This is a genomic window from Gemmobacter lanyuensis, from assembly GCF_014652355.1.
GTDB lineage: Bacteria > Pseudomonadota > Alphaproteobacteria > Rhodobacterales > Rhodobacteraceae > Gemmobacter > Gemmobacter lanyuensis.
Genome location: NZ_BMYQ01000018.1, coordinates 17443 through 38536, shown reverse-complemented (window position 1 = coordinate 38536; position 21094 = coordinate 17443). Strand labels below are relative to the sequence as shown.

The window sequence follows — 21094 nt, the reverse complement described above, 5'->3', positions numbered from 1 at the left end:
GGCGCCCCCATGGCACGCGCGCACCCTTGGAAAAGCGTTAACCCCGCGCGACCCGCGCCTTGACCCAGGCCAGGAAGGCCCGGTCGGGCGCCGTCAGCCGCGGGCGGCCCGATCCGATCCAGAAGGCCCGCCATTCCGCCTCGAGCGCATAGACATCAAGGCCCGGCGCCAGGGCCCGGGCGGCATCCAGCACCTCGGGATCGAAACGGGGGGCGAGATCGGGGCCCGCCTCCTCTTCGATCAGGCCCGCGCGGACAAAGCGGATCACGTCGCCCTCTTCCTCGGACATGAGGTAATCGGGCAGCTGCGCCTCTTCGATCATCTTGCGGACGGCGGCGCGGAACACCCGGAGGGGCGCGGCCGAGCCCGCCTTCTTGTGCAGCACCGCAAGCGAGACGCGCCAGTCGGGCTGGCGGCCGCAATGCTTGCGCGCCAGTTCGTAGATCCGCCGCTCCAGCGGTTTGCGCAGGCTGAAGTAATCGCGGCTCAGCGTCAGGACCGACCGTCCCAGCACGGCGCGGAACAGCCAGTCCGACAGCGTCACCGTGACCGAGATCATCCGCCCGCCCCGGGTCTTGCGCAGGATCTCCCAGCTTTCGATCAGGCCGAAACCGCTGGTCGTCTCCAGGCCGCCGGTGACGATATTGGTGGTGATGCGGGTGCCGGCCAGACGTTCGAAGGATTCGCGCAGACGCAGATAGCTGTCGCCCCCGGTGTCGCGGCGCGTGGCCACCAGAAGGTCATGCGCCTTGAGCTGCAGCGTGCGGCTGATCTCGCGCCCGGCATTGAGCGCGGCCATGAGCTGGCTGATGCAATAGATCAGGATGTCCTTGTCATGGATCGTCGCCCGCCCCTTGACCGAGGGCGTCACCTCGAAGCGCGCGCCATTGTGTTCATAAGACAGGATGCGCCGGTCGGGCTTGGTCGAGAGCGAGAAGATCGGATGTTCCATCGTGCCGATGTCATCCTTCGGGCTCGCCTCCAGCACGTCACAGATGAACAGATCCCCGATCACCGGCGGGGCGACCGTTGCGGAGGGCCGAAACCGTCCGGGCAAATTGCCCGCCAAAATCTGTCCCGCCATGACTGCTGCCTCGGATTCGCCCCCCGTTTTCTATCGGGGTTTCAGTGACACCCACCCTAGAATTATCCACAGGTGGCGTCCAGCCCGGCAGGGCGGCAAAGTTCGGGGGATCAGAGTCGCATCTTCGGGGGATCAGAGTCGCGCGAACGTCGGATCAGAGTCACCCCTGACAAAAGATCACGGAATTTCATCTGCAAAAACAAAGCTCTGAAAGGTCTTGCATCTTCCTGTAACAATAAGGATAACATCCCATAACTGAAAAAAATCTTCAGCCCCCTTGGATCCTCGGCCATTCCTGCCCCCGCAAGACCCGGCGCAGCGCCCGATCTAAGCGCGGAATCCGCTGAGAAAAGCCCTCCATGTCATGTCTTTTCTTCCATGTGATGTGTTTTTGCGTATGATGCGAGAAACGCATGACACGAGGCAGAAATGAAGCCCGAGGCCGCAAATCCCCTTCCCCCCTATTTCGCCATTGATCCCGATGCGGCGCTGGCCGCCCTGGGCACCCCCAGCGCCACGGCCGATTTCGGAGAGATCGCGCGGGCCTGCGAAGCCGGGCGGATCGATCTGGCGGGGCGGGGGCTCGATGCCCAGGGACAGCGGCAATTGCGGATGTTCTCGACCTGGGAAATCACACGCTATCTGATCCCGGTGGCACAGGCGCATTTCCGGCGCGTGCTGAAACAGAACCCCGACCTGCCGCAGGGCGCCTCGGAAACCGAGGGCGGCGCCAAATGGTTCACCCTCGATGAGGTGCTGCGCCTGCGGGCCTTCTTTGCCGCCGAAGGGTCCAAGGCCAAACCCTATGCGCCCTGGCGCCCCAAGGGCCTGCCCGCCAAGATGCTGGCGGTGGCGAATTTCAAGGGCGGGGTGGGCAAGACCTCGACCTGCGCGCATCTGGCCATGTCGGCCGCGCTCGATGGCTACCGGGTGCTGGTGATCGATCTCGACAGCCAGGGGTCGATGACCTCGATCTTCGGGGGGCGGGTGGCCGATGAATGGCAGACCGTCTTCCCGCTGCTCGCACGCCATTACGCCAGCCACCTGCGCCACGACAACCAGCGCCGACTTGACCGCGGCGATGCACCGATCCCCCTTGATGGCACCCTGACCGAGGCGCTGAGCCTGAAGGCCGAAAGCCTGATCCAGAAGACCCACTGGCCGAATATCGATCTGATCGGGGCACAGCTGAACCTCTACTGGGCGGAATTCCAGATCCCGGTCTGGCGGATGCAGGCCCGCGGCTGGAAGCTCTGGGATGCGCTGTCGGAAACGCTGGCGGCGGATGGGGTGCTTGACCAGTATGACGTGATCTTCCTCGATACCCCGCCCGCGCTTGGCTATCTCACCATCAACGGGCTCGCGGCAGCGGATATCCTGCTGGTGCCGATGGGGGCTTCCTTCCTCGAATTCGATTCCACCGGCCGCTTCTTCGACATGCTGCATTCGACCTTCTCCTCGATCGAAGAGGGCGAGAACATGGCCGCCCGCGCCCTGGGCCGGCCCGAGCTGAACTTCGAATGGGATGCCGTGCGCACGATCATCACCCGCTATGACGGGGCGCAGCAAGCAGAACTGGCCGCGCTGATGCAGGGCTGGATGGGGCGCACCCTCTCGCCCCACCGGCAGGATTTCACCGCGCTGATCGGTCAGGCGGGTGAACAGGTCCGCGGCATCTATGAGGCCGATTACCGCGATTTCAACCGCGAAACCTATGCCCGTGGCCGCGAAACCTTTGATGAAACCTGGGCCGCGGTGAAGGCGCTGATCCTCGGCTCTTGGCGGCGCGACGAACTGGCCGCCGGGGGTGCCCCCTGATCGGCCCCCTGCCCCGGTGTTTCGCGCGCGAAACATTCCGCGCGCGCAGCCCTCACTCTCCCTTCAGGCCCCCTGCCCCATCCTGCCCTCCCCTCACCCGGAGCTGACCCATGGCCAAACGCAAACGTCTTCTGCCCCTCGGTGGCACGACCGACGACCTCGCTGACCTGCCCGTGCTGGAAACCAAGGCGATGTTCCCCGGCTATCCGCAGGGCTATGCGGGCGGGCATACCTACAGCCGCCCGGCCCCCATCGCCGATATGGCCGGTGCCGCCGCCGCCACGGCCGCGATGGAAGAGATGGCCGAAACCCTGCGCCGCGCGCGGGAAGACGGGCGCATGGTCCTTGCGCTGCCGCTCGATCAGATCGAGGCCGATTATCTGGTGCGCGACCGCCTGACCGCCGACCCCGAGGACATGGCCGCCCTGGTCGAATCCCTCCGCGCCCGCGGCCAGCAGACCCCCATCGAGGTCGCGGCCCTGGGCCCCGACCGCTACGGCCTGATCTCCGGCTGGCGGCGGCTGCGCGCCCTGCGCCAGCTTGCGGCCGAGGATGCGAAATTCACCACCGTCCTCGCCCTCCTGCGCCGCCCCGACCAGTCGAGCGACGCCTATGTCGCCATGGTCGAGGAAAACGAGATCCGCGTGGGCCTCTCCTTCTACGAACGTGCCCGCATCGCCCTGAAGGCGGTCGAAGCCGGCGTCTTCCCCGATGACCGCAGCGCGCTCCGCAGCCTCTTTGCCAGCGCAAGCCGCGCCAAACGCTCCAAGATCGGCTCCTTCCTCACGCTCGTCCGCGCCCTCGACGGCGCGCTCCGCTTCCCCGAGGCGATCGGCGAACGGCTGGGCCTGCAACTGGCCCAGGCGCTCGAGGCCGACCCCGGCCTTGCCTCCCGCCTGCAGCTCGCCCTCCAGGCCGAGATCCCCGATGCCATGGCCGAACAGACGCTGCTCCAACGCGCCCTCACCCCCGCCCGCCCCAAACCGGTCTCCCCCGAAACCCCGCCCCCGGGCTTTCGCCTGCGGATGCCGAAATCGGGCCAGATCCTGATCGAAGGGCAGGGGGTCGACGCCGCCTTCCAGGCCCGACTGGAGGCCTGGCTCCGCGATCAAGGCTGACGCCCGCGTTTCGCGCGCGAAACATTCCCCGCCCCGCCTCCATTTTCTGTCTGCAAATATCCTCGGGGGGCGCGGGGGGCAGACAGCCCCCCGTCTCCCTCTCCATTCCGCCCCGACGCGGCCCATTTCGTCCCGCATCTGCTGCGAAACGTGCCAGATCCGCACCGCGCGCGCCTCTTTCCGTTGTCAAACCGGGGCCTCTCGCGTAAGCGCGACAGGCAGGCTTGCCTGCAATTGCGCAGGATATGTTTGGGAAAAGCACATGGGACAGACGGTTCTTGTCACGGGCGGCGCGGGCTATATCGGCGCCCATGCCTGCAAGGTTCTCAAGGCGGCGGGTTTCACGCCGGTCACCTTCGACAATCTCAACACCGGCTGGGAAGAGGCGGTGAAATACGGCCCCTTCTTCAAGGGCGATCTGATGAACCGCGCCGATGTGGATGCGGCCTTCGCGCAATATCAGCCCGTCGCGGTGCTGCATTTCGCGGCGCTCAGCCTGGTGGGCGAAAGCATGAAGGACCCCGGCAAATACTGGCGCGTCAATGTCATGGGGGCGCTGAACCTCATCGAGGGGGCGCTCGAGGCCGGCTGCCGGAACTTCGTCTTCTCCTCGACCTGCGCCACCTATGGCGATCAGGACGGGGTGCTGCTGGATGAAAACAGCGTGCAGAAGCCGATCAATTCCTATGGCGCCTCGAAACGCGCGATCGAGGACATGCTCACGAATTTCGGTGAAAGCCACGGGCTGAACCATGTGATCTTCCGCTATTTCAACGTGGCGGGTTCGGACCCCGAAGGCGAGATCGGCGAACAGCATGTGCCCGAAACCCATCTCATTCCGCTGATGCTCGATGCGGTGGCGGGCAAGCGCCCCGCGCTCACGGTCTTTGGCACCGATTACGCCACCCGCGACGGCACCTGCGTGCGCGACTATGTCCATGTGATGGATCTGGTCGAGGCCCATGTTCTGGGCCTGCAATGGCTGCTGGCGGGCAAGGGCAGCCGTGCCTTCAACCTCGGGACCGGCACCGGCTTTACCGTGCGCGAGGTGATCGACCATTCCCGCGCCGTCACCAACCGCGATGTGCCCATCATCGAGGGCGACCGCCGCGCGGGCGATGCCACGGCGCTGGTCTCGGGGTCGGCCCGCGCGATCGAGGAACTGGGCTGGCAGCCGAAACGATCGAACCTGCGCGACATGATCGGCGATGCCTGGAAATGGGCGCAGGGCCCGGGCTACGCCAAGTGATCTGCCGCCTGATCCCCCGGCCGTCTCCGGTGGATCAGGTGGGCCGCCGCGGCGGCACATGGCCCAGCAGCTCGGTCAGCACTGCTGACAGGGTCTCGGCGCGATAGGCTTCGGCATCGAACCGGGCGGGGGCCACCCCCCCGGCTAGAAATCGCGCCATCCCCTGCGCCAGGCCCGCGGCATCGGCCGGCACCAGCGCCGGCCCCTCCAGCCCGGCCAGAACGCTGCGCGCGCCGGGAATGTCGGTGGCGATGATCGGCAGGCCCAGCGTCAGCGCCTCAAGCAGCACCATCGGCTGCCCTTCGTAATCCGAACTCAGCACGAAGCAATCGGCCCGGGCCAGCACGGGGAAGGGGTTCTCCACATGGCCCGCCAGCGTGACCTGCCCCCCCAGCCCCAGCCGGGCGATCCCCGCGCGCAGCGCCCCTTCCAGCGGGCCGCTTCCCAGCAGGATCAGCCGCGCCTCTTGCCCCTGCCGCCGCAGCTGGGCCAGCGCGGTCAGGGCGCGCATCTGCGCCTTTTCCGGCGACAGTCGCCCCGACATGACGAAAAGCGGCCCCGCCCCCGTCAGATCCAGCCCCGGCGGCAGCGCGCCTGCCGCGCGGCGGCGCAGGGCGGCGGGGTCGATCACGTTCCGCAGGGTCAGGATGCGTGCGCCCGGCGGGTAATGCCGGGCCAGATGTGTCCGGTTCACCTCGCGCGTTTCATCCGAGACGCTGGCGATGGTGTCGAACCAGCGATAGGCGGCAAAGACGCCCTTCAGGCTGTCGAAGCGGCGCTCGGCCTCGGCCTGCAGGTGGTTGTGCTGCCAGATCACATGGCGGCGGGCCGGGGTCGCGGCGATCAGCGCCGCCCATTCCCGCGAATAGCCGCTGAAATCCAGCGCGGCATCGAATATCCGCCCGCCAAAAAGCCGCCGCGCCTCGCGCGTGAACAGCGCCCGGATCTGCGTCTCAAGCACGGGGTCCGACAGGTCATTGTCCGTCTGGAACCGCCGCAGCGCCGCGGCTTCGGTCGCGCGCATCGGAAATGTTTCGCGGTGGATCACCCGGATCCGGGGATCAAGCCGGGCCAGATTGGCCAGCGCCTCGGGGCTGCGCGCCTCGGTCACCAGATGCAGGTCGAGATCGTGATCGGCAAGCCCCCCCAGCAGATTGAGCAGCGAGGTCGTGATGCCATTGTTCTTCCAGCCGCCGCCAAAAAGCGCGATCTGCGGCCGGGGGGCGGGGCCGGGGTCCATCTGGCGCAGGCCATGCGCCCAGGCGGGGCCGTCATCGGCGCCCCGGCAGATCAGCTGCTGGTCCGCCCGCCGCAGCGCCCAGAGGGGCAAGGGCTGGTCGGTGCGGATCATCCCCGCCCGGGCCATCGCGCGGGCGTGATCGGCGCTGCCGGGGCGCAGGGTCGGGGTGCCGGGGGGGGCGGACAGCAGATCGGGCCGTTCCAGCGCGAGGACATGCGTTTGACCGCCCTCCTGCGGGCGGGTGGCCCAATCCTGCACAAGACCTGCGCCATGGCCCTGCCAAAGCACCAGGCCGGGGTCGACCGGGCTCTCCAGCGCGGCCAGATAGGCCTCGAGGCGCGGATCGCTTCGCGTCAGGCCGCGCTTCATCCGCCGCAGGATCCGGCCCGGAACCCGGGTCAGGATCTGGCGCAGCCGAAGGGCAGGGGGCAGGCGGGATGAGGCGGACATGCCCTGTCCTGCGCGGGGGCGGGGGCCGATGTCAAGCCATGCGGGCGCGGGCAGGGCAGGGGGTGTGGGGCAGGGGTCTGGGGCAGGGCGCGCGAACTCCTGTCTGGCCAAGCCGGGGGGGCGGGGGTAGGAAAGACCGGCCGGATGACGCGATCAGTCATGAAGGGAAGGATATGCTGTCTTCTGCCAAAGGCGCAGGGCCTGAACCGGGGCCGGATCTGGGCGCGCTCATCTTCCGGGCGGGGCTTTTCGATGCCGGGTGGTATGGCGCGACCCATGCCGATGTGGCGCTCTCCGGGCTTGATCCGGCCACGCATTTCCGCCGGTTCGGCCTGGCCCTGGGCCGTCTGCCCTGCCCCGATCTGGCTGCGCGCCTGGCGCCGGGGGCCGACCCCGCCCTGATCCCCCCCACCCTGAAACCGGCCGAGCTTGCGGCCCTGCGGCGCCATTTCCTGCCCGCAAAGCCACCTGCAAGGGCGGCAGGTCGGGGCGGGCGGCGGGCGCCTCCGGCCACCCCGCCCGAATTCGACGAGGCCTTTTATCTGCGCAGCAATCCCGACATCGACCTCAGCCGCGCCGCCAGCCCCTATGACCATTTCCTGCGCTGGGGCCATCGCCGATTTCGGAACCCCGCGCCGGATTTCGATCTGGCTTGGTATGCGCTGACCCATGGCCATGACTTCGCCACCCCCGACGAAAACCCCTTCCTGCACTATCTCCGGGTGGGCAAGGCGCGGGGGGATGCGGGCTGCCCGCCTGCCACGGTGCGCCTTGATCCGGCCGGCGCCCGGCCCCTGCCCGCCGCCCCCCGCCGGGCCTGTCTCTTTGCCGGATATGACCCTGGCCTGCGGATCGATGACTATGTGCTGATCTGGCTGCGCGAACTGGCGCGCCATGCCGATGTCTTCTACCTCGCCGATGGCGATCTGCCCCCCAGCGAACTGGCGCGTCTGGATGGCATCGTCGCCGGGGCCTGGGCGCTGCGCCATGGCGCCTATGATTTCGGGTCCTACAGTCGGCTGGCCTGCGATCTGGTCGGATGGGATCGGCTGGCCGGCTATGACGAGGTGCTTTTCGTCAATGACAGCTGCTACCTGCTGCAACCGCTGGACAGGGTCCTGGCAGAGATGGCCGCGCGTCCCTGTGCCTGGTGGGGGATGCAGGCGACCAAGGGCCTTGCGATCACCCGCGAGAGCCAGCCCTTCCCCGCCCCTGGCGATACCATGCCGGTGCGCGATCTGGATGAGGCCATGCTCAGCCGGTTCGAGCGCGAGCCGGTCTATGATTTCCACATGGGGTCTTATTTCCTGGCCTTCCGCCGCCCGGTTCTGGACGATCCGCGCTTTCGCCGCATGCTGGCGGGGGTGCGCCCCGAGCCGAACAAATTCACCATCATCCGCAAATATGAGGTGGGGCTGACGCGGCTGCTGATCGGGGCGGGCCATGCCTTCGACACCTTTGCCCCGGTGATCACGCGCCGTCATCCGGTCTATACCGATGTGCTGTTCGATCTGATCCGCGACGGCTTTCCGCTGTTCAAGCGCTTTCTGGTCACGGACAATCCCTATCGGGTCTCGGCGCTTGCGCTCTGGCCGCTGGTGGTCGGGGCGCGGCCCGATCTGCTGACCCCCCTGCCGGTGATCCAGGCCAATCTGCGCCGCTTGGCGCGCGATGACCGGCTGCAGGCCAATCTGGCCGTGACCGGGGCCGACCCCGCGCCGCCGCCGCCCGACCCTGCCGCCCTGGCCGAGGCCGATCGGCAGGCGCCGAAATTCGCCCATGTCTGGGGTTTTGCCGTCCATCCCGAACATCACGGGCTGGGCGGGGACATGCGCGCGCTGCTGGAGGCGGTGAAGGATGACCCCGGCCTGAGCAAGATCGTCTTTACCCGCAGTCGCCCCCTGCCTGCGACGCTGACCGGGGTCCATCTGCGCGCTGTGCCGCTCGCCTCGGAGGAGGGGCGGGCCTTGCTTTCGCGCTGCGGGCGCATCTTCCTTGAGACCGGTGCAGAGGCCGAGCTGGACTGGCCCGCGGGCGTGCCGCTTGCCGGTGCGGGGCGGCAGGTCTTCCGTCTGGGCGGGCAGGTGCCGCCGTCCGAAGGCACGGCAGGGGCCGGGCTTGCCGGGGTGGTGTCGCTCTGTGCCACCGAGATCGACCGGCTGGCCCTGACGGCCAGCCATCCCGGCGCGCAGGTCTGGCAGACCGGGCTGCCCCGGCAGGATCTGCTCGCGGCCGAAGTCGCGGCGCTGCCGCCCGATCTGCAGGATCAGGCCCGCGATCTGGCGGCGCGGCTGGCGGGGCGGGGGCTGGTGCTGATCGCCCCGGCGCCGCGTGGCCCCAAAGACCCCGCGCCCCTGGTGCTGAGCGCCGCCGAGGCGGCCGGGCTGGGCGCCTGGCTGCAGGCGCAGGGGCTGGTGGCCGGGCTTTGGGAAGAGGTGCCGCAGGCCGCGCTGCCGCAGCTTCTGGCCACCGGGGCGCTGAAACTGCCACCTGCGGCCTTCCCCGAGGCTGCGATGCTCTGCCGGGCGGCGCGTCTGGTGGTGACCGACCGCCCCGATCTGGCGCGCGACGCGCTGCAGGCGGGCTGCCCGGTGATCCGGCTGGCCCCGCCCCCGGCGGTAGCGGCCTGCCCCGATCCGGCGGCGATCCTGTCGGATCTGTCGGTGCGCGACGGGGCAGGGCTGATGCAGGCGCTGACGGTCGCCCTTGCCACCCCCCCGGAGGGTGCGCGCCGGGCGGCGCAGCGGGCGCTGCTTTGCGGGCCGGACGACGGGGGCAATACCCGGCGCCTTCTGGCGCAGTTGCGCGCCGATCCGGCGGCCCCGCCCCCGGCCCCGCAGTCAGGGCCGCAGCGCATCCTGCTGGTTTCGGGCGCCGATCCCGGCACGGCGCGCCTTGCCCCCTGGCTTGCGGCGCTGCCCGCCGCGCAGTGGCAGGCGCGCGCAGCGGCAGAGGTGCGGCCCGCCGATCTGGCCGGGGTTGATGTGCTGATCCTCGACCGCCCGCCGGGCGGGATTGCGGCTTTCGACCTGCTGGAAACCGCCCGGGCGGGCGGGGCGCGCCTGCTTTGTGATGTGTCGGACCGGGACCATGATTTCGAGGCCCGCATCGCCGCTCTGGGCCTTGAGGCGGCGCGTGATCAGGCCAATGCCCTGCATCTGGCTGCGGTCGAACGGAGGGCGGTGCTGGCCCTGGCCGATGCGATATTGCTGGCCGATCCCGCGCCGGATGCGGTGCTGCGGGCCCTGGGCAAACCGCTGCTGCCCGTCACCACGCCTGCGGATCTGAAGGCCGTGCTGCAGGGCGGAGAGCGCATATGACACAGACCCCCGATGCCGATCCTCTCGCCGTGCGCTATCGCGAACTGGCCCAGTTGCAGAGACGCATCCTGCAGGATGAGGCGGCCCTGACCCGGCTTGCAGAAGAAAAGGCCGCCCTGGGCGACGCGCTGGCGCAGGCCCGGGCGCAGCTGGTCCGCTGCGAAACCCGGCTGGACCAGCGCCGGGCCGATCTGGCCCGGCTGCGCGCCGAACTGGCCGATCAGCGCAGCGCCACCGCCCGCGAAAGCGCGGCCCGTGCGGCGGCCGAACAGCGGCTGGCGCAGATCGAGGCCAGCCTCTCCTGGCGGATCACCGCGCCCCTGCGCCGTCTTCGGGGTCTGCTGCCCCGGCGCTGAGCGGGGCGTCCGGCATTCCCGCAAAGGCCGCGGCCTGGGCCTGCCACTGCCCCTCGGGGCCGGTGGGCGCGATGAAGCCGCCGCGGGCCAAGGCGCGGCGCAGCGCCTCGGCGCCCCTGGGGTTGCTGGCTTCGCCCATCCAGATGCGGCGCAGAAAGATCGCCACCGACAGCGGGTTGCGCACCACGCTCTGGTTCGTGGTGTCGAAGGCCGAATTGAATTCGGTCACCGGGATGCGCCAGGTGCCGTAGTTTTCCGTCAGATAGCGGTCGGCATCGGCCGGGCCCAGCACAGGAGTGCCCGCAAGTTCATAGCGGCTGAGGGTGAAATCCGAATTGTCCCAGCGGAACAAGGATGAGGCATGCCAGATCACCCCGCCTTCGCGGTAATGCACGAAGATGTCGATATAGATGCCATTGGCGTGGCAGACCTTCATGAAGACCGGGCGCCGCGTCACGGTGATCTGCCCGGCGCCATCGCGGTCAAAGCTTGTCTGCCATTCCAGATCGGTGCAACGGAAGCGCCCGCCCGCATTCAGCCGGGCGCGCAGCGCCACCGGATCGACGGTATCGGCCATGATGCCTGCGTCGATGTCATAGTCATGGGGCAGGAACCCCCCCTCGCGCACGATGCCCAGCAGCGTCCCCGAGAGCACGAACCAGGGCGCCCCGGCGCGGTCCATTTCGGCCGCGAAATCCGCCAGCGCCACGGCGGCGCGGTCAAGGGCAAAGCCGTCGCGGTCCTTTTCCTCGGGCAGGTCGGGCAGATCGGCCGGGGTCAGGCGGATCGCCTCCAGCACGCGGTCGGCATCCTGGCGGAACTGCTCCAGCGCGGCCTGCAGGGCGGGGTTTTCGGGGCGGGGGTCGGCTGCGGCCTCTTCCAGCACCGCCATCCCCGAGACATAGGCCAGATCGCAGGCCACCAGCCCCGCCGGATGCGCCGGGGCGCGCCGTTCCAGAAAGCGGCGCAGGGCCGCAAGCTCTGGCAGGGTCATCTGGTTGCAGAAGACATAGATCATGTCGCGCGAGAGATGGAGCCGCATCCAGCTGCGCCGCGCATAGAACGAGGCCCGCCGCGCCGCCCGGTGGAACTGATCCTGCCGGATGATCCGGCGCGCCATTTCGCGCGCCAGCACCGGCTCGGCCGTGGCGAGCAAGGTGAACAGCCACATCATCCCCCCCAGCGGCAGGCGGGTCCAGCGCGCATGGGGCATGTTCAGAAAGCGGCTGAACCGGATCCGGCGGGGCAGGGCGATCTTCATCTTCGGCGGGGCTCCGGCGCAGCAGGGATTGCGCCCTGCCATAGCCCCGGTGGCCCTGTGCCGCAAGGCGGCGCCGGGGTCTTTCAGGGGCGCAGGAAGGCCAGCCAGCTGCGCCAGCCATCCAGCGACCGGCGGTGCCGCCAGGCAAAGGCCAGCCGCACCGCAAGGCTGCGCCCCCGCCCCAGCGCGCGGATCAGCACGCGGCGGCGCACGGCCATGGCCTCGGGGCTCTGGCGCAGGCCGGAACTTTCTGCGGGGTGGCTGGCGGGCGTCACATCGACATGCCAGCCGCGCAGGCCCGCTCGCAGCGCATCGCAGAGGAAGATATATTCATCGCCCATCCAGTCGGGCTGGCCCGCGCCGAAGGCCGGATCAAAGCGCACCCCCGCCGCGCGCACCCGTGCCGGGCGCAGCGCCAGTTCCGGCGTGCCGACCCGGCCGCAGTTGAACCAGCGCAGCGGCGTGCCATCGGGAACATAGCGTTTGCGCGGGCGGCCGGTTTCATCGGTCAGCCGCGCGCAGAGCAGATCGGCGCCGGGCAGGCGGTTGAAACGGTCGATCAGCGCGGCAATGCCTGCGGGATGGAAGGTCAGGTCGTCATCGGCAAAGAGCAGCAGCTCGGTCTCCACCGCGGCCAGGGCGGCATTGCGGCTGCGCGCGACGCCGCGGCTTTCCAGCGCGCTGAGGCGGATGTCGCGGCGCCTGCCCTCCGCCGTCAGCCGGGGACGGGCGGCGGCCACCCGATCGGCCGGCCCCTGGATGAACAGATGCCAGACCACCCCCGGCAGGGGGGGCAGGGTTTCCGGGGTCAGCTGGTCAAGCCGCTCGGCCATGCCGGCCAGGGCGATTGTCAGGCGGGGGGCGGGGGTATCGGTCATCCGGCCTCGGGCGGTGGCACCGCCCCCTCCAGCCAGCCCAGACGCCGGGCCAGCCCCGGCAGGCGGTGGCGCAGCAACCCGCGCAGCGCATAATGCCCGAAATACCAGGACGCCTCGGCGCGCGACAGGCCAAGCGCCTGACGATACATCCCCCAGGTATCCGCCGCCGCCCGCCCCTTGGCCCCGGACAGCGAGGCGGGGCTTTCGCGATAGGTCATCAGCACCAGCGGCAGGCCCAGCACCGCGGGCGTGTCGCGCAGCAGATCCAGCCAGAAGGCGAAATCCTGCCGCCGCCGCAGCGCGGGCATGGCGCGCGGCCCGAAATGCGCCCGGTCATAGATCGCGGTCGAACAGGCGACGGTATTGGTTTTCAGCAGATCCGCCCGGCTGGCACGGGCCGGAACCCCCACCACCCGGCGCGCGCCCCCGCCTACCGGCACCCGGTCATAGGCGGTGCAGGAAAAGGGCAGCCCCGCCGCCGCCATCGCGGCCAGCTGCAGGTCGAGCTTGCGGGGATGCCATTGGTCATCGGCATCGAGAAAGGCGATGAAGCGCCCACGCGCCGCCGCGATCCCGGCATTGCGGGCCGGGCCCGCGCCCGCCTGCCCCCCGGTCCGCAAAAGGCGCAGCCGGGGGTCCGCCGCCGCCAGCCGCGCGCAGATCGCGGGGCTTTCGTCGGTCGATCCGTCCTCGATCAGCAGCGCCTCCCAGTCGGTCAGGCTTTGCGCCTGCACCGAGGCCACCGTCCCGGCCAGGGTATCCGCGGCGTTGAAAACCGGGATCACCACCGAAACCAGAGGTGCGGCGTCTGCCATGATCTCAGTCCAGGCCGCAGACGATGTGGTAGAATTCGTCCATGGTTTCCGCAGCATAGGCTTCGCCCAGACGGTCGGTGCGGCGGGGCAGCCCCCCTGCGGCGGCGGCGGCCATGGCCTCGGCCAGGGCCTGGGGGTCGGGGGCGATGATCTGGCCCTGACCATCCTTCAGCACGGCGCGGATGCCCGGAATATCGGTGCCGATGCAGGGGGTTCCTAGACAGAGCGCCTCGAGCAGGACCATGGGCTGGCCTTCGTAATCCGAGGACATGACACAGCAATCTGCCGCGGCCAGCATCGGATAGGGATTGGCCACCAGCCCCAGCAGATGTACCCGCCCGACCAGACCCAGCGTCTCGATCTGGGCGCGCAGCGTCTCTTCCAGCGGGCCCGTACCGCAGATCAGCAGCTGCGCCTGTGGATGGTCGGCCGCGATGCGGGCGAAGGCCTCGATCAGCCGGTCATGCCGCTTTTCGGGCGACAGCCGTGCCAGGGTGATGAAGCGGAAGCCCGGTTCGGCAAAGAGCGCCGCCGCCGTGGGATGGGTCTCGGCGATCGCGGTTCGGGACAGGCCCGTGACGCGGCGCACATCCAGCGTGTTGCGGACGGTGCGGGTGGTCAGATCCGGCGGGTAGAATTCGGCCAGATGGTCGGCATTCACCTGCCGCGTCTCTTCGGAAACGGCGACGATGCGGTCGAACCAGCGATAGGTCTGAAACACGCCGAAAAGCTGCTTCTGGTTCCGCGCGGCATCCGCATTGGTATATTCCGCCCAGAGGTGGTTGTGCTGGTAGCAGACCTTGCGCGTGGCATTCGCATTGGCGATGAGGCCGGTCCAATAGGGCGCATAGCCGCCGAATTCGATGGCCAGATCGAACCGCGCCTCGCCCAGGATGCGGCGGTTCTCGCGGGCAAAGATTTTGGCAATCAGCGCCAGATCCTCCTCGGACAGACGATCGGCGCCGGTGCGGAAGCGGTGATAGACCGGGCGTTCCTTTTCAGTCAGCAGCAGGTCGCCCACCCGCAGGATCCAGTTGCAGCGCGGATCGAAATCGCGGAACTGCGCCATGCGGGCCTCGTCCGTGCCCATCAGCGGGGCATCCAGCAGGATATAAGGATCGAAGCGGTCGTAATCCAGGTTGGCGATCAACCCCTTGAGCGAAGAGGTGATGCCATTGGGGAGCATCCCCCCCGGGGCGATCAGGATGCGCTTGCGCCCGTCGGCCTTCGCCGAGGCAGGCGGGGTGGCTGCCGGATCGAGCAGGGCCGCCAGCGCGCGCTCGGCCGCGCGGCCATCCTCTTCGGGGATGAAGCGGTCGCGCATCGCGGCATAGCCTGGAAATTCGGACGGGCGTCGCCCGGCCCGGATGGCCGCGATCAGCCCCTCCAGATCGCGGGTTTCGGCGCAGGGCAGTTCGGCGGGCTGCAGATAGAGCCCGCGTTCCTGGCTGTAGGCCAGGATGTCGGGGGTATGCAGCACGATGGGCCGGTCGATCGGCAGGAAGTCGAACAGGATGCTGGAATAATCGCTGACCAGCACATCCACGATCGACATCACGTCGTTGATATTGTCGTTGTCCGCGATCAGCGCGCCATTGGGCACATCGCCCGCGTCGCTGACCCGGACCATCTGATGGGCCGAGAAGAGCACGAACCACTCCGGCCCGAGCTGGCGGGCGATTTCGCCGTAAAGCTGGGCCTGTTCGTCGAAGACCGGGATGATCGAGGTGGAATTGCCGCGCCAGGTCGGGGCAAAGAGCACCACGCGCTGATCCGACGCAATGCCGTAGCGGGCGCGCAGATCGGCGGCGGGAACGGGGCAGTTGAGCGTATCGTCCACCCGCGGCGCGCCGCCGCGCATCAGGGCGGGGGCGGCCAGCTGGTCCACGTCGTAGGGGCGGATCGTTGCCCAGCGGTAATAGTCGCTCAGCTCGAGGATCAGATCCGCTTGCAGGAAATTGCGCTGGGTATTGGCCATCGAGACAAGCGGCGCATTCATGTCGCGCCCCATGGCCTTCATTGGCACGCCATGCCAGGTGTTCAGGTAGCGCTGGCCGGGGCGGCGCAGGAACCACGGCGGGAAGGTCACGTTATTGACCAGCATCCCGGATTCAAGCAGCGCCTTGGTATAGGCCGGGGTTCCGGTCCGGACCACGGTCACATCGGGGTTGCCTGTGATCTCGGCCGGGGGAACCGCCTTGGGGGCGGCGACCCAGTAAATCCGCATGCTGCCCGCCGGTCGGCTGCGGCAGAGCGCCCGATAGAGCGCGAGCGGATGATCCCCGAACTTCTTGCCCCAGTAGCATTCGAAAAGGATGGTGTCCTGGCGCAGCGGCACCGTCTCGAGCCCCTCTGGCCAGAGGGGTTTTTGCAGAAGGGGTTGTGGGGCACTCGGCTTGGCCGCGGGGACCTTGCCTGTCCCGAAGCCCATAGCGGCACGGTAATGTTGCCGCAGAGGCATCGTCAGGCGGTTATAGACTTTCAGACGACGCAGCCGGGTGTCGACGGGGCGCAAAACCAGCAGCACTTTACGAAGTAGGCGTTTCATCTTTTATCCACTATGCAGACAGTTGGCTGCCGTCTCGTTTTGTCACGCCCGTGGCCAGCGGGGTTCCAGATACTCAGGGTGATCGGGGAAATGGCGGGCGATGACGGCGGCATTGCCGGCCGCGAAGCGGGCCTGGAAGGCCTGCGCCTGCGCGAGGCCCGCCTCTGCGCCCTTGCCTGAGCAATGCGTCTCGACCCAGCGGACAAGGCGTGCGCGGCGGGCCGCATCGGTGAGGCCTGGGGCCTCCATAATCTGTTGCAGGACATCGGCCTGCGCCAAGCCGGGGCTGTGCTCTGCGATCCAGGCGTCCAAAACGGGTTGCGGGTCCTGTCGGTTCTGCATTGCAGAATTGTATTGACGCAGCAGTTCCTGCCCCTGCGGATTTATGGAGCTGTTGGTATCGGCCGGGCGCAGGAGATCTGCCGCATTCGGATCGATTCCCAGCAGGTCGCAAAAATCAGCGACCACGCCGCCCTTGTCAGCGGGGGGCAGGCCCTTGTAGGGGCGCACCTCCAGGCTGTGCTCTCCAAATACCGCGCTCCACCGGGCGAGGACGGCCTCGAGGTCAAAATAGGGGCGGAAGCGTGCCGCCGAGCGGCTTTTCAGGAAATCGTCCAGCGTGCCGCTGAACCCGTGCCGCAGCATGGTTGAATAGAGCGAGCCTGCATGATCCAGCTGAGGGCGGACATAGACGATGATCCGTGTCTGTGCGCCGTCCGGGCAAAAGAGATCCCGGAAACTGCGAATGCTTTCGCTCTCTTCTAGGCGTGAATGCAAGTGTTCGCTTGTGATCAGGATTTCGGCGGCCTCAGGGACCTTTCGGAGCTCCTCGGCATAGGCCTGCATCGTCTCGGCGCGATAGGCCTGCAGATCCGCTTCGGTCTGGATACGGGCATGGCGGGCCAGATCGGGGCTGGCGCCGAAGGGCAGGGAGGACAGCACCGCGCGAAGGTGATGAGATTCCCCCAGGCTTTCGGGTACGAGAATGCCCCGATGCAGCAGAGCCGCACGGTTGGCGCGCAGAAAGGCCTGGATGCTGGTCGATCCGGTCTTGGTGGTGCCGATATGTACAGTCAGTCTCATGCCATGTCCGATGCGGAGGCCGGGTGGGGGCCAGAACCTAGTCCGGAACCGGGTCCGGAGCCTGCGCTCCTTAGCAATCCCGTACCCCGCTGTGCAACCGTCCTCTGCGGGTCTTACCAGACGGTGTGAAGCCCCGTCGGCGGTGGCAGTCCGGCCAGATGCAGATTAAGCTGGGATAGCATGTGCGAAACGGTTTTCGGCCCCACATCGGGGTGTTTCTCGATGCCGGGATTGTCCGAGTCGAGGAACAGGAACCGCGAGGCATAGGGCTTGATCAGCATCGGCTCGATATAGGCGAATTGCGGCGACCTACGCGAACAGATCACCGAAAGCGCCGCCTCAGGGTGCAGCTCGTCGCGCAGCAGCGCGGCAAAGCGCGCCTCTTTCGGGGCAGCGAAGGTGCCTTGGGTGAAATGCAGGTCGCGATAGACCTTGATGTAATGGTCGTCCGACAGGATCGGGTCCACCGCCACCGCGCGCAGCCCGTGGCGCAGCGCATAGAAGGCGGCGGCGGTCCCGCCCTTGGAGGCGCCATAGAGCACGATATTGCGCCGGTCCACCTTCAGCGCCTCGGCGGTGGCGGCGATGCGCGCCCAGATATGTGTCTCATTTTGAGGCAGGGCCAGCGAATTCAGGTAGAAGGACCCCACCACAGCGCCAAAATCGACAATCCGCAGCACATGGGTGTTCTGCGGCACATATTTCGGCAGGCTCGAGAAATTCTTCTCGAAATGCCGCATCAGGCTGGGCGTGTACATCTTGGCCGCGATCGAGGAGAACACGACCAGCAGCCGCGGTTCGCCCGCGCCGGTTGCGGGTTCCAGCGTGTGGAAGATCTCGTTCTCATCGACCTGGACGGTGCCGTTCAGCACCTCGCGCCAGAGCCGCCGGATGCGGCGGTGCCGCACCATCGAGGAGACGCCCTCGCGCAGGACGTAGAGATGGAAGCCCGCATTGGCCAGCAGCACGAGCTTGGCCTTGGTCTCGGGGTTCTGCCGGGCCAGGTTGATGATGCTGGTCGTGCCGTCCTGGGCCACAGCGGAATGATCGACATGCAGGAAATCCAGCGCTGGCCGTGTCTCGAGCAGGGCGCGCAGCGTCTCGATCGGTTCCGACAGGTCGATCTTGACGCTGACACGGCTGTCGAATGTGGTGACGGCTTCTTGTGCGCGACTGATCATGTCGTACATCTCCCTGCGCATGCGTCCTCTGATCCGGGACAGTTGCGAAATCCACCGGCTCTTCGGCATCAAGGTCGCGGGGGGTCAGGCGCCGGGGGACAGGGCGGTCTCGCTCGGGGTTGCCGCAGGCTCTGACGCGTCCATGGTGTTGCGGATCATGGTCGAGGAGATACCCTCGGTCCGTGACAGATAGGTGACGGTGCAGAGATCCGACAGGAAGTCGAACTTCCCTTCCCAATCGCTGCCCATGGTGAAGATGTCGACATGATAAAGCGTCACGTCCTGGCGTTTCTGTTCCCAGGTGTTTTCCGGGATCACCAGATCGACATAGCGCAGCGCCTCGAGATGGGCCTTGCGCTCTTCCCAGCTGTGATAGGCCTTCTTGCCCTTGATCGCGTTGAACTCATCCGTGGAGAGCGCAACAATCAGGTAATCGCCAAGCGCGCGGGCGCGCTGAAGCAGACGGATATGGCCATAATGCAGGGTATCAAAAGTGCCGTAGGTCAGAACACGCTTCATTACAGGGTCCACTCAGATGCTTTCCTGCTGTAAAGCCGCTTGCCCCCTGCGTTTCAAGCGCAAAACGCGGCAGGCCGGGCCGGGGAGGGGCGGGATCGGTGCTTTCCTGCCCGGAGGGCGCCGGATCGGGCGCGCGGATGCGGCCCGGGCCCTGCAAAATCAGCCAAGAACGGTTGATTTTTGCCGCGCCAGAATGCACTTCTGCACGGCACACGCCAGCCGGAAAGCCAAACTCATGCCCGCATATCGTTCCCGCACCACCACCCATGGCCGCAACATGGCAGGGGCCCGTGGCCTCTGGCGTGCGACCGGGGTCAAGGACAGCGACTTCGGCAAGCCGATCATCGCCATCGTCAACAGCTTTACCCAGTTCGTGCCGGGGCATGTCCATCTCAAGGATCTGGGGCAGATGGTCGCCCGCGAGGTCGAGGCGGCCGGCGGGATCGCCAAGGAATTCAACACCATCGCGGTGGATGACGGCATCGCCATGGGCCATGACGGGATGCTCTATTCGCTCCCCTCGCGCGAGCTGATCGCCGACAGCGTGGAATATATGGTCAATGCCCATTGCGCCGATGCGATGGTCTGCATCTCGAACTGCGACAAGATCACCCCCGGCATGCTGATGGCGGCCATGCGGCTGAACATCCCGGCGATCTTCGTGTCGGGCGGGCCGATGGAGGCCGGCAAGGTCACGCTGGGCGACGGGCGCACCATTGCCATCGATCTGGTGGATGCGATGGTGGCCGCAGCCGATGACAAGGTGTCGGATGCCGATGTGGCGGCGATCGAACAGGCGGCCTGCCCGACCTGCGGGTCCTGCTCGGGGATGTTCACCGCCAATTCGATGAACTGCCTGACCGAGGCTTTGGGCTTTTCGCTGCCGGGCAATGGTTCGACGCTGGCGACCCATGCCTATCGCAAGAACCTGTTCTTGGAAGCCGGGCGCCGCGCGGTCGATCTGTGCAAGCGCTATTACGAACAGGACGACGCCTCGGTCCTGCCGCGCAATATCGCGACAAAACAGGCCTTCGAAAACGCCATCGCGCTCGATATCGCCATGGGCGGATCCACCAATACGGTGCTGCACATCCTGGCCGCCGCCATCGAGGGCGGGGTCGATTTCACCATGGATGACATCGACCGGATGAGCCGCAAGGTCCCCTGCCTCTGCAAGGTCGCGCCGAACAAGGCCGATGTGCATATCGAGGATGTGCATCGCGCAGGCGGCATCATGGCCATCCTGGGCGAGCTGGACCGCGCGGGCCTCATTCACCGCGATTGCCCGACCGTCCATGCCCCCACCCTGGGCGCGGCCATCGACCAATGGGACATCGCCAAGTCGAACAACCCCGAGGCGCGGCAGCTGTTCCTTGCGGCCCCCGGGGGCGTGCCGACGCAGGTGGCCTTCTCGCAATCCTCGCTCTGGCCCGATCTGGACACCGACCGCGCGGGCGGCGTGATCCGTTCGGCGGAAACGCCCTTCTCCAAGGACGGCGGGCTGGCGGTGCTGAAGGGCAATATCGCGCTGGATGGCTGCATCGTGAAAACCGCAGGCGTGGACGAATCCATCCTGAAATTCACCGGCAAGGCCGTGGTCTTCGAAAGCCAGGATGCCGCGGTCTATGGCATCCTGAACGGCAAGGTCGTGGCGGGCGATGTGGTGGTGATCCGCTATGAAGGGCCGAAGGGCGGGCCGGGCATGCAGGAAATGCTCTATCCGACCAGCTATCTGAAATCGAAGGGCCTGGGCAAAGTCTGCGCGCTGATCACCGACGGGCGGTTCTCGGGCGGGACCTCGGGCCTGTCGATCGGCCATGCCAGCCCCGAAGCGGCGGCGGGCGGCACCATCGGCCTGGTGCGCGACGGCGACCGGATCGAGATCGACATCCCGAACCGCAGCATCCACCTGGCGGTGGACGAGGCCGAGCTGGCCACCCGCCGCGCCGAACAGGATGCCAAGGGCTGGAAACCGGCCGAGCCGCGCAAGCGCCAGGTCTCGACCGCGCTGAAGGTCTATGCCCAGTTCGCCGCCTCGGCCGACAAGGGCGCGGTGCGCGTGCTGCCGGAATAAGCCGAGACCGACATCCCGGAACGATGCAGGCCCGCCAGATGGCGGGCCTGTTTCCGTCTGGGGGGCAGGGATCCCGGCCCCGGGCCGGGCACATGAAAAA

Annotated in this window: 15 protein-coding genes; 6 read left to right on the top strand and 9 right to left on the bottom strand. The window is 67.7% G+C overall.

Translation table 11 applies throughout. The annotated features are described in order from the left end of the window. Window positions 1-37 precede the first annotated feature (37 nt). Complete coding sequence (locus IE101_RS18495; RefSeq protein WP_189635336.1) at window positions 38-1084, bottom strand: replication initiator protein A; 1047 nt, start codon at window positions 1082-1084, stop codon at window positions 38-40. A gap of 429 nt (window positions 1085-1513) precedes the next feature. Between IE101_RS18495 and IE101_RS18490 the strand changes: the two genes are divergently transcribed. The 3 genes from IE101_RS18490 (at window position 1514) to galE (ending at window position 5269) form a co-directional block, all read left to right on the top strand. Next, window positions 1514-2902 carry an AAA family ATPase gene (locus tag IE101_RS18490; protein ID WP_189635335.1) on the top strand — a complete coding sequence of 463 codons (1389 nt, stop codon included), beginning with the start codon at window positions 1514-1516 and terminating at the stop codon, window positions 2900-2902. Between the two features lie 110 nt (window positions 2903-3012). Further along, on the top strand, window positions 3013-4020 hold the full coding sequence (locus IE101_RS18485; RefSeq protein WP_189635334.1) for a ParB/RepB/Spo0J family partition protein: 1008 nt from the start codon (window positions 3013-3015) through the stop codon (window positions 4018-4020). A gap of 262 nt (window positions 4021-4282) precedes the next feature. Next, complete coding sequence (gene galE, locus IE101_RS18480; RefSeq protein WP_189635333.1) at window positions 4283-5269, top strand: UDP-glucose 4-epimerase GalE; 987 nt, start codon at window positions 4283-4285, stop codon at window positions 5267-5269. Window positions 5270-5303: 34 nt separating this feature from the next. On the opposite strand, the gene IE101_RS18475 is transcribed toward galE, so the two are convergent. After that, a complete protein-coding gene (locus IE101_RS18475; protein WP_189635332.1) occupies window positions 5304-6959 on the bottom strand; it encodes a glycosyltransferase in 1656 nt (551 codons plus the stop codon). A gap of 173 nt (window positions 6960-7132) precedes the next feature. Here IE101_RS18475 and IE101_RS18470 point away from each other — a divergent pair, with 173 nt between their 5' ends. Both IE101_RS18470 and IE101_RS18465 read left to right on the top strand, forming a co-directional pair. Continuing rightward, window positions 7133-10279 carry a rhamnan synthesis F family protein gene (locus tag IE101_RS18470; protein ID WP_189635331.1) on the top strand — a complete coding sequence of 1049 codons (3147 nt, stop codon included), beginning with the start codon at window positions 7133-7135 and terminating at the stop codon, window positions 10277-10279. Then, a complete protein-coding gene (locus IE101_RS18465) occupies window positions 10276-10635 on the top strand; it encodes a hypothetical protein (RefSeq protein WP_189635330.1) in 360 nt (119 codons plus the stop codon). The genes IE101_RS18470 and IE101_RS18465 overlap by 4 nt, the downstream gene beginning before the upstream one ends. Here the strand turns inward: IE101_RS18465 and IE101_RS18460 are convergent. The 7 genes from IE101_RS18460 to tagD all read right to left on the bottom strand — a co-directional run bounded on the left by IE101_RS18460 (window position 10589) and on the right by tagD (window position 18920). Then, entirely contained in the window at window positions 10589-11896 is a 1308-nt protein-coding gene (locus IE101_RS18460; RefSeq protein WP_189635329.1) for a LicD family protein, read from the bottom strand. The genes IE101_RS18465 and IE101_RS18460 overlap by 47 nt on opposite strands. A gap of 83 nt (window positions 11897-11979) precedes the next feature. Continuing rightward, window positions 11980-12774: a glycosyltransferase gene (locus IE101_RS18455; protein ID WP_189635328.1), complete on the bottom strand. Its 795-nt coding sequence runs from the start codon at window positions 12772-12774 to the stop codon at window positions 11980-11982. Then, window positions 12771-13589, bottom strand: a complete 819-nt coding sequence (locus IE101_RS18450; RefSeq protein WP_189635327.1) for a glycosyltransferase family 2 protein — start codon at window positions 13587-13589, stop codon at window positions 12771-12773. The genes IE101_RS18455 and IE101_RS18450 overlap by 4 nt, the downstream gene beginning before the upstream one ends. A gap of 4 nt (window positions 13590-13593) precedes the next feature. After that, window positions 13594-16137 carry a glycosyltransferase gene (locus IE101_RS18445; protein WP_189635326.1) on the bottom strand — a complete coding sequence of 848 codons (2544 nt, stop codon included), beginning with the start codon at window positions 16135-16137 and terminating at the stop codon, window positions 13594-13596. Window positions 16138-16179: 42 nt separating this feature from the next. After that, on the bottom strand, window positions 16180-17220 hold the full coding sequence (locus IE101_RS18440) for a hypothetical protein (protein ID WP_189635325.1): 1041 nt from the start codon (window positions 17218-17220) through the stop codon (window positions 16180-16182). A gap of 113 nt (window positions 17221-17333) precedes the next feature. Beyond that, window positions 17334-18401 (bottom strand): XcbB/CpsF family capsular polysaccharide biosynthesis protein, encoded by a 1068-nt coding sequence (locus IE101_RS18435; RefSeq protein WP_229804304.1) that lies wholly within the window; start codon window positions 18399-18401, stop codon window positions 17334-17336. Between the two features lie 84 nt (window positions 18402-18485). Then, window positions 18486-18920 carry a glycerol-3-phosphate cytidylyltransferase gene (gene tagD / locus IE101_RS18430; protein WP_189635323.1) on the bottom strand — a complete coding sequence of 145 codons (435 nt, stop codon included), beginning with the start codon at window positions 18918-18920 and terminating at the stop codon, window positions 18486-18488. 235 nt (window positions 18921-19155) lie between these two features. On the opposite strand from tagD, the gene ilvD reads away from it, so the two are divergent. Next, a complete protein-coding gene (ilvD, locus tag IE101_RS18425) occupies window positions 19156-20994 on the top strand; it encodes a dihydroxy-acid dehydratase (protein WP_189635322.1) in 1839 nt (612 codons plus the stop codon). Window positions 20995-21094 lie beyond the last annotated feature (100 nt).